This window comes from Vibrio sp. HI00D65 (genome assembly GCF_001635455.1).
Taxonomy (GTDB): domain Bacteria; phylum Pseudomonadota; class Gammaproteobacteria; order Enterobacterales; family Vibrionaceae; genus Vibrio.
In genome coordinates, this window is the sequence record NZ_LWEH01000502.1 from 1 (window position 1) to 223 (window position 223).

Genomic DNA, 223 nt, shown 5'->3' on the forward strand with positions numbered 1-223 from the left:
CAGAAAGATATGCTCCTTTGTCCCATTTANNTGAGCCTGAGTGTATCTCCAGTTTATGACCATCAGGGTCTAAAATATAGAGTGAGTTCCCTTCGCTTTTGTTCTCTTTGAAAACTGTCGCGCCTGATGAAATAATACGTTCTGTAAAGGCTTCAAATTCTTCTGGTGCAATATCAAAAGCTGTGTGTATAGTCATTTTTCGGGCAAGGTTCATCCAGAGCAA

1 pseudogene is annotated in these 223 nt (G+C 40.3%); it reads right to left on the reverse strand.

Annotation, left to right across the window (positions count from 1 at the left end):
* Nucleotides 1–223: pseudogene (locus tag A3712_RS23130) on the reverse strand (hypothetical protein); the annotation flags it as partial.